Genomic DNA, 4,887 nt, shown 5'->3' with positions numbered 1-4,887 from the left:
GGATTACGTGCTTGAAATCGACGTACCTTTCGAAGCCATCATCGAACGCATGAGCGGGCGCCGCTCGCACCCAGCCTCAGGCCGTACGTACCACGTCAAATTCAACCCACCCAAGGTGGAAGGCAAGGACGACGTGACGGGCGAGCCGTTGATCCAGCGCGAAGACGACAAGGAAGAAACCGTGCGCAAGCGCCTGGAGGTTTACAGCGCGCAGACCCGGCCACTGGTTGAGTACTACTCCAGCTGGGCAAAGGCAGAGCCCCATCTTGCTCCCAAATACCGGGCCATCAGTGGCATGGGCGGGGTTGACGAGATCACCGCCCGGGCGTTCAAGGCGCTGGAGGGCTGACCTCAGCCTCAAGCAATTCCATCTGCAGCCAAGCCGTCAGCCTGACGGCCTTTTTCATTGCGGGGCATCGGGCTGGACCGCCCCATCATGGTCCGGTTTCAGCTTGCTGGCAGCAGCTCGAGCATCACCGCGATCCTTGCCTTCACAGGGCTCAGCCCCTGAGAATCGGAAAACACATCCCCCGGTGTCGGCAAAACCCTGCCATTCGGGCACCTTGTCGCACGCACGACACGCACCCCGGCAGCCTGGGCATCAAGCAACGCCGCCTCAAGCGCATGGTGCAGGGTACCGTTGCCCGTGGCAGCAACCACCAACCCCTGGACCCCCTGAGCCACCAAAGCCTCCACGACCGCGCCGGTGGCGCCCGCATGATTCATGACAATCTCGACGCGTGGCCACCGCGGCACCTGGCCTGCTATCATTTCAATAGCTGCTTGCGCACGCCCTGTATGGGCTTGGGGCCAATTTCGCATTAATCTAAGCGATCCTTCTTCCACGTAGCCAATGGGCCCCGCATCACCAGAACCAAATGCATCCACCCGGTAGGTATGAACCTTCTGCACGTCCAGCGCACTGTGAATCGTTCCGGCACACACCGCGACAACACCTTTTGCGCCGGCGTGACGCGCGACCGCCATGGCATCCAGCATGTTCTGCGGGCCGTCAGGCACCAGCGCCGTAGCCGGACGCATGGCACAAGTCAGCACCACAGGCTTATCGGGACTGCATACCGCCTGAAGAAAATATGCAGTCTCTTCCAGCGTGTCCGTTCCATGCGTGATGACAATGCCCTGCACGTCCGGCTGGGCCAGAAAATGGCTGACCCGGCCGGCGAGTTTCACCCATACATCGAAACTCATGTCCTTGCTGTCGACCTGCGCCACCTGCTCGATCACCAAAGGTCCCAGTGCCGCCAAAGAAGGAATCGCAGCAACCAGCTGTGCGACACCCACTTGTGCGGCCGTATAGCCAATATTGTCCGATGCGCTGGCGGCCTGTCCGGCGATCGTGCCGCCCGTGCCAAGAATCACGATATTTTGAGGATGCATAAAACGTAAACTTGCAATCTTTTAAAAACTGGATGAAAATACAGCTACTGGATATTAAAACAGCTACGGTGACGCTGAAGTTCCGATGCCAACCGGCAGGAACCCAGCGGACGGGGTTGTGATTCAAGGAGCAACGGTGATGAGCACACTCGATAACTTTCCGCATTTTCCTTCTGAGGCGCCCAAGCTCACTGCGCGTCAGCAACAAATTCTGGAACTGATCCAGAGCGCCATTGCGCGCACAGGTGCTCCACCGACCCGCGCTGAAATTGCCGCCGAGCTGGGCTTTCGATCCGCCAATGCAGCCGAGGAGCACTTGCAGGCATTGGCCCGCAAAGGCGTCATCGAGCTGGTCAGCGGCACCTCGCGCGGCATACGTTTACGAAACGACGCACTTCGCAGCCTGAACGAATCCAGAATCAAACAGTTTTCCCTGCCGTTGCAAAGCCTGGCCCAGCTCGCCCTACCTTTGGTAGGGCGGGTTGCTGCTGGCAGCCCGATTCTCGCGCAGGAACATGTCGAGCAAACCTATTATTTCGAAAGCAGCCTTTTTCAGCGCCAACCCGACTATCTGCTCAAGGTGCGCGGCATGAGTATGCGGGACGCCGGCATCATGGATGGCGACCTGCTGGCCGTCAAACAGTCCAGGGAAGCCAAAAACGGACAAATCGTTGTGGCCCGGCTCGGTGATGAAGTCACCGTCAAGCGTTTTCGTCGCAACAAGCACCTGATCGAGCTCCTGCCGGAAAATCCGGACTTTAAAACCATCGTGGTCGAGCCCGGCGAGCCATTCGAACTCGAAGGCCTGGCTGTCGGCCTCATTCGCAACACAATGTTGATGTAACCAGTTATCTGGCCGCGCACCAGGTGGCGGGCGTTTGGCCGTGTGATGGCCAACACCCTGGTGCCGAGGCCTTTCTGGCTATTGCAGCCTGCAATCCTGCCTATGTAAACCTCTCTCATACAGGAGTTCATCATGGGAATCACCAGTTTTTCACACTCACCAATGTCGTCAGCCCTGTTCGCTCCCATACAGGCACTGGTGTCATTGTTTTTGCCGGCGCAGAACATGGCTGGCGTGGGCCAGTTTCCACCGCCAGCTGGCGCCAGGTTGTCATCTCGGCAGCTTGCGCTTCCGTTTGCTCCCAACAATTTCACGGAAACACGCAGCCCGTCTGTCCATGGGATTGGCACCGGTCTACGTTCAGACGATTCGCCTCGCCCCAGTCGGCTGAGAGTGGTTCGCGAATTTGATTGCAATGTCAGCCCCGCATGTGCCGGCCGCATGGTGATATCTGGCCGCATGGCAGATGTATGCGCTGAACTTGAGCGCATGAGCCAGCGGGAAACTTCGCTGTAGTAGCGCGTATTGCACGTTCCGCCTGGATTCAAGCGGTGGTCGGGCGTGCCTTGCGGCATCTTCAGAACGTTTCCTTGGGATACAAATCCGCAGGTAGAAGTGCCCCTRCCTGCAGAGAATAAAAATCTTGCAGGCACAATATCGGCATGAATATTGTGATCCTCGACGACTACCAGGACGCGGTGCGGAAATTAAACTGCGCGGCCAAACTGGAGGCCTATCCCGCCAAGGTCTACACCAACACGGTCAAAGGCATCGGCCAGTTGTCCGTCCGCCTTAAGGACGCCGATGTTATCGTTCTGATCAGGGAGCGAACCCAGCTCAACAGGCAAGTCATTGAAAAATTGCCCAAACTCAAGCTGATTGCCCAGACAGGCCGCGTTGGAAGCCATGTAGATGTCTCGGCATGCACTGAGCGCGGCATCGCGGTTGCCGAAGGCATTGGGTCTCCCACAGCGCCGGCCGAGTTGACCTGGGCACTGGTGATGACCGCCATGCGCCGCATTCCACACTATGTCGCCCATCTGAAACATGGCGCCTGGCAACAGGCGGGCCTCAAATCAGCGTCGATGCCCCCAAATTTCGGTATCGGTTCCGTTCTCAAGGGCAAGACCCTGGGGGTATGGAGCTATGGAAAGATCGGGCAAATTGTGGCTGGTTACGGCAGGGCGTTCGGCATGCGTGTCGTCATCTGGGGTCGTGATGCGTCACTTGAACGGGCACAGGCTGATGGCTTTGAAGTCGCGGCCAGCAAAGCCGAATTCTTCGAGCAAAGCGATGTACTGAGCCTTCACCTGCGGCTCAATGCGGAGACGCGCGGTATCGTCACGCTGGAAGATCTGTCGCGCATGAAAACCACTTCTCTGCTGGTGAATACCTCGAGGGCGGAACTGATCGAGCCAGAAGCCCTGATCGCCTCCCTCAATCGGGGACGGCCCGGCCTGGCGGCCATTGATGTGTTTGAATCAGAGCCCATTCTGCAAGGCCACGCACTGCTCCGTCTCGAAAACTGCATTTGCACGCCGCATATCGGCTATGTTGAACAGGACAGCTATGAGCTGTACTTTGGCGCGGCGTTTGACAATGTTGTGAACTTTATCAAGGGCACGCCCACCAATATCGTCAACCCGGGTGCCTTGCAAGTAAGGCGCTGACCTGATGCACCCAACCCGGGAAGGTGCTCGCAAAAGGTGAGCCCCGTCGAGTCCAGGCGGAGACTTTCTCAAGTTTTCTGGGTCGGCCCCGAGGAATCCGGAAAGTCGAGGTCAAACTCGATGAGATTGTTGGCAGCGGCTTGCGGCGGCCGAGCACCCGCGTCGATCGATGGAAACGGGGCCAAGCCCCCCGCCTCACCCTCACCTACACTCAAATCAATATCAAGGCCAAGCCGGGGGGACGCAGGAGGCTGTGTCGGGTCTGTTGCACTTGCCGCGGCGGGAGACGGCAGAGGCGCCACAATCTGAAACCGGGCTGACAGCGGCTGGATGCTGGTGGGGCCAAAGCCTCCAACGCTTGGGAGCGTATCCGGCATGGTCGGAATCGACGGTGCGTCCGACGGCCTGGCCGGTGCCTCGACGTCGCCGGGCGGCCGGCTGACAATCCTTTTTGCGATCGAGTGGAGAAGCAAGAGCTCGCGGTAGGCGGCCAGGCTGAAGACCTCACCCCGCGAATCCGGTTTGCGGAAAATGGACTCTTCAAGTACGTCGAGCACCTTGGGCGTTGGCCAGAGGGCCTCAATGCGCGAGAGAGCCTCCGTATAAAACTCCAGGTCGTGCGTATCCGCCGCGTATTCGTCAAATGCCGGAACCTTGGCATTGAACATCTTGTTGAAGTCTGTGCGCAGCGCGTCGTAATCCTCCCGGCGTCCCAGGCTGTGATAGAGGTCAAACAGGTCGAGATAGACCAGCGCGCTTGTTTCCACGTTGTCCATGATGTGGTGGCGCAGGACATCCACCGCTTTGTCAGGCCGGCCGAGCGACAGGAAGAAATCAGCCTGTTGCTGCACATCGAACAGCTCTTCGGCATTCACAAGCCGCGGCATGCTGCTGATGCCGCTCAGGCTAGGCAGAAATTCCGCAGGGAACCTTGATTCGGCCACCTTTGGCCGCGCCACAGCGCCTGAAGCCAGC

4 protein-coding genes and 1 pseudogene are annotated in these 4,887 nt (G+C 58.7%); 3 read left to right on the top strand and 2 right to left on the bottom strand.

From position 1 onward, the window contains the following. Positions 1 to 349: nucleoside monophosphate kinase (locus AC1D0Z_RS16065; protein ID WP_477659220.1), on the top strand; the 349-nt coding region annotated here is incomplete at its 5' end. A 98-nt stretch (positions 350 to 447) separates the two neighbouring features. Here AC1D0Z_RS16065 and AC1D0Z_RS16060 read toward each other — a convergent pair. Next, positions 448 to 1,398, bottom strand: coding sequence for an asparaginase (locus AC1D0Z_RS16060; RefSeq protein ID WP_477659219.1), 951 nt, complete (start codon positions 1,396 to 1,398; stop codon positions 448 to 450). Between the two features lie 139 nt (positions 1,399 to 1,537). On the opposite strand from AC1D0Z_RS16060, the gene lexA reads away from it, so the two are divergent. Both lexA and AC1D0Z_RS16050 read left to right on the top strand, forming a co-directional pair. Then, positions 1,538 to 2,242 carry a transcriptional repressor LexA gene (gene lexA, locus AC1D0Z_RS16055; RefSeq protein WP_477659221.1) on the top strand — a complete coding sequence of 235 codons (705 nt, stop codon included), beginning with the start codon at positions 1,538 to 1,540 and terminating at the stop codon, positions 2,240 to 2,242. A gap of 662 nt (positions 2,243 to 2,904) precedes the next feature. After that, on the top strand, positions 2,905 to 3,912 hold the full coding sequence (locus AC1D0Z_RS16050) for a D-2-hydroxyacid dehydrogenase family protein (protein ID WP_477659218.1): 1,008 nt from the start codon (positions 2,905 to 2,907) through the stop codon (positions 3,910 to 3,912). 68 nt (positions 3,913 to 3,980) lie between these two features. On the opposite strand, the pseudogene AC1D0Z_RS16045 reads toward AC1D0Z_RS16050, so the two are convergent. After that, a pseudogene (locus AC1D0Z_RS16045) lies at positions 3,981 to 4,887 on the bottom strand (hypothetical protein); the annotation flags it as partial.

It is taken from the genome of Polaromonas sp. P1_E3 (assembly GCF_056405935.1).
Note: the sequence above shows the minus strand (reverse complement) of the source record. Positions and strands in the feature narration are given on the sequence as shown.